A 3,762-nucleotide genomic window follows, 5' to 3' on the forward strand; every position below is an offset into this window, starting at 1 on the left:
GATCTGCGCGTGGGTGAAGGCGCGGACCATGCACAGCTCGAAGTAGGCGGGGTAGATCCGTTGGCGGGCGGCCCGGTCGGGGACCAGCCAGTACGCGAAGTCGGCGTCGAGGAACGCGTCGCTGAGCAGGGCGATGATCGCCGGGTGGTCGGCGGGCCGGGCGGGCCGGACCTGCGGGACGTCGAACGGGCCCATCACGCCGCACCAATCATGTCGGCCTTGTTCTGGTGGGCACCGAGGCCGATCCGCGCCCACACCGCAGGGCGGGTGGCGCGCAGGCAGAGCGCCCACAGCAGGCCAACGGCAGCGGCGGCCGCGTAGCCGGTGGGCAGCAGCCACCGGACCGGGTCGTCCGGGCTGACCCCGAGCAGGGTGGCGAACTGGCGAACCGTGACCATGGCGACCGCGCCGAGCAGTAGGAACGCGATAGCCGGGGCGAGGATGCCGCGGACGGCGCCGACTCGGGTGCCGACCCGGTCGCGGTTGCGGCGGCGGGTGAAGTAGGCGGCGACCGCCAGCGAGGTGACGGTCATGAGGATCAGCACGCCGAACCCGCCGAGGACGGTGAGCCAGAAGAACATCTGCTCGAACGGCTTCCACGCGTTGATCACGAACAGGGCGATTCCGGCGAAGCCGATGACCGATTGCAGGATCGATCCGGCGATCGGGGCTTTCGTCTTGGCGCTGGTACGGCCGAGAACGGCGGGCAGGACGCCTTCGCGGCCGAGGGCGAAGTGGTAGCGGGCCGCGTTGTTGTGGAAGGCCAGGAGCGCGGCGAACAGGCTGCTGACGAATAGGAAGTTGCCGAGTGTTATGACCGCCGTCGGCAGGTAGGCGGCGGCCAGGTTGAAGGTCAGCTCGGCGCCCTCGAGGGTGGAGCGCTGCACAATGTTGGCGGGTCCGGTGGCCGTGGCCAGGGCGAAGGCGCAGAACGCGTACAGCAGGCCGATGCCGGCGACCGCGGCGTAGGTGGCGCGGGGAACGGTGCGGCGGGCGTCCTTGGTTTCCTCGCTGTAGACGGCGGTGCCTTCGAAGCCGACGAACCCGGCGATCGCCGTAGCCAGCGCCGCACCCAGACCCGGCCCGATCAGATTGCCCGGGTCGAGGGTGTCCAAGCCGATGACGCCGCCAGCCGGGTGGCTGACCTGAACTGCGGCCAAGATTAGTGCGATGACGACTTCGGCGATGAGCAGGACGGTGAGCAGGCGGGCGAGGTGGTCAACCCGCCGGCCGCCGAACACGGCGATGGCCAGCCACGCCAGGCCGGACCACGCCCACCACGGCGCGTTAACGTCGAAGCGGCTGGCGAAGGTGTCGGTGACCACCCCGAACCCGCCGTACAGGCCGACCTGCATCGTGTTGTACGCGGCAACCGCGACGAACGCCGAACTGACACCGCAGATCTTGCCGAGCCCGTGCGCGATGTAGGTGTAGAACGCGCCGGCGTTGACGACCTGCCGAGACATGGCGACATAGCCGACCGAGAAGATCGCCAGAATCACGGCAACGACCAGATACGCCAAGGGAATACCGAGTGCGGCAGTGATCGCGAAGCCCGCCGTCGCTCCGCCGGCAACAACGGTCAGTGGTGCGGCAGCGGCCATGACATTGCTGACCAGCGCTACCGCGCCCAACCTGGCTCTGGCCAGTGCACTCTCAACGCCGCTGGTAGGCGCGTACGTGTCGGTCATGCTCATCTGAGCGAACTCCTCGTGAGGGGAGAGCCGGGCGCGCCCGGGAAGCGGATGCCGTGGTCAGTTGCTGATTTTGATGGCGGTGCTGACCGCGTCTTCGGTGTGTCGGATCAAGGCGCGTAGGCCGGCTGGGGCCTGAGCCAGGCGGACGCGGAGCTGCTGCTCGATTTCGCTGCCATGGCCGAGCAGGGCGTACCGGTGCAGGCCGGTGGCCAGCATCAGCCCGGCGAACGCAACGTCCGAAAGTGTGAAAGCCTCACCGCGGCGAAGGGCGGTAGAGATCCGCGCCCCCGCCCATGCGCAGTCGTTCAAGTCGTGGGGTACATACACCACGCGGTGCCACCACCAGATGCCGCGTTCCTGGGCGTCGACCCGGCCGGCCCGTTCGAGCCGGTGTCCCACGTGGTCGAAGACGTCGTCATCGGCCAGCTTCACGGTGGCCAGGAAGTCGATCCATGTCCTGACCGGTAACTTGCTCCGTTCGGCACGAACTTGCCGAATGACGGCCCCGGCGAGCCGGTCGATCGGCTCCTCCGGACAGGCCGGCACCAGACTGTCGAGCTCCACGGTGGCGTACTCAGCGAGTATCAACTCCGCCAGCAGCGCTGCCGCCAAACCGATTCTCGCGACATCACGGTGCAACCGCAGCTTCCCCCACTCGTCGCCGGCCACAAGGAACAGATCGTCGGCGACAAGCGGCCACGTCTTGCGGCCGGAGCGCGACGGCGTGTTCGCCCGGAAGGGTCCGGAAAGCGATTGAGTGTTCCGGCCGGTCCACGCTGCATGCCGAGGACCGGATCGCAGGGCCCTCCGTTCGGCCTGGACGTTGGGGTCAGGCCTTGGGTCGCTGGATAGTTTCGGCTGGTCCCAGTGCTGGGGTGTTACTGCCATGCCACAGTCACTTCCTCAAAGCGCAACTACTGCCGAAAGACGTGACCCTCCTTCGTGACAAATTCTGTTCGGAGGGCCTAGCGCCAACGATTGCCGAAGAACGTCCAGTCCAGCAGGTGCTTTTGGTATCGCTTTTGCACGGCGTTCTATGGTTTGATCGCATTGAGCAGGGCCGGTCGTATTCCAGAAGCTCGCGTGTGCTCATGGCATGCTTCGAGGTCGGCAGCACCGGCATACGGCGGCGACGGGACCGGAAGGTGTTTTTGGTAGGCGTTTTGGGCACTGAACGGTCGGACGGATGCGCTCCTCTGGCCGTTCTGTCGTGCCCGCTGCGATACCAGGCCCTACGCCTTGTGGGTCGATCGGACCAGCTCGATACGCGGAGCGTGCGGCACCAACGCACAACGCTGGGCCCTACCTGTGGATCTTGGCGTCGCCCAGGTTCGGTGCGCATGATCGGAGGACGTCCACCGGAGGGCCAGCGCTGTGTCTGACCGTGACGAGCAGCCGAATCGGCACCTTGGTCGGGCTCGCCGCCGCCTGGTGTCGCAATCTGGATCTCGTCGAGAGATGTCACGCCAAGAGTTGGCTGACGCCGTCAACGCGTATCTGTGGGATCGGTTTCGGTCGACGGCCACTGTCGACGCGACCTACATAGGTCATCTCGAGCAGGGACGGTACCGCTGGCCAAGCGCTCAACGGAGAGAGGCCCTGCGCGATGTTCTCGGCGCGAACACAGATGCTCAACTCGGCTTCTACATTGTCCGCGGTCAACGGAAGTCCTCTCCTGGTGAAACTCGCCCTGAGGATGGGGCACTCGGCGCTCTGACCGCCACGGATGACGCGAGCCTACGAGGCAAGGCGGGCTGGCCAGTCACCTCTGGCGAATGGAGATTCGCGTCCGCTGTCCACTCGTTCCGCGCCGCTGACCGGCAGGTTGGTGGCGGATACCTCTACGCCGCCGTCGTCACCTATCTCCGCGACCAGGTCGGTCCCAGGCTCTTCAACCTCGAACCGAGCGGGGATGGCCGGGCGGTCTTCACTGCAGCTGCTTCCTTGACCGAGATGGCAGGATGGATGGCTCATGACGCCGGACGTGACGAGGCGGCCGCGCGGCACTTCACTCGGTCGCTGAACCTTGTGAAGGTTGGCGGTGACTGGCAACTCACTGCTCACG

2 protein-coding genes and 2 pseudogenes are annotated in these 3,762 nt (G+C 66.6%); 1 reads left to right on the forward strand and 3 read right to left on the reverse strand.

From position 1 onward, the window contains the following. The 3 genes and pseudogenes from AB0M20_RS31670 to AB0M20_RS31680 form a co-directional block, all read right to left on the reverse strand. Positions 1 to 198 (reverse strand): annotated as a pseudogene (locus tag AB0M20_RS31670) (hypothetical protein); the annotation flags it as partial. Next, positions 195 to 1,697 (reverse strand): APC family permease, encoded by a 1,503-nt coding sequence (locus AB0M20_RS31675; RefSeq protein ID WP_364303997.1) that lies wholly within the window; start codon positions 1,695 to 1,697, stop codon positions 195 to 197. The gene AB0M20_RS31675 and the pseudogene AB0M20_RS31670, both read right to left, overlap by 4 nt. Before the next feature lie 57 nt (positions 1,698 to 1,754). Continuing rightward, positions 1,755 to 2,585 (reverse strand): GPP34 family phosphoprotein, encoded by an 831-nt coding sequence (locus tag AB0M20_RS31680; protein WP_364303998.1) that lies wholly within the window; start codon positions 2,583 to 2,585, stop codon positions 1,755 to 1,757. A 570-nt stretch (positions 2,586 to 3,155) separates the two neighbouring features. Between AB0M20_RS31680 and AB0M20_RS31685 the strand changes: the two are divergent. Then, positions 3,156 to 3,762 (forward strand): annotated as a pseudogene (locus AB0M20_RS31685) (hypothetical protein); the annotation flags it as partial.

Origin of the sequence: Actinoplanes sp. NPDC051633, from assembly GCF_040681735.1 — a bacterium.
GTDB lineage: Bacteria > Actinomycetota > Actinomycetes > Mycobacteriales > Micromonosporaceae > Actinoplanes.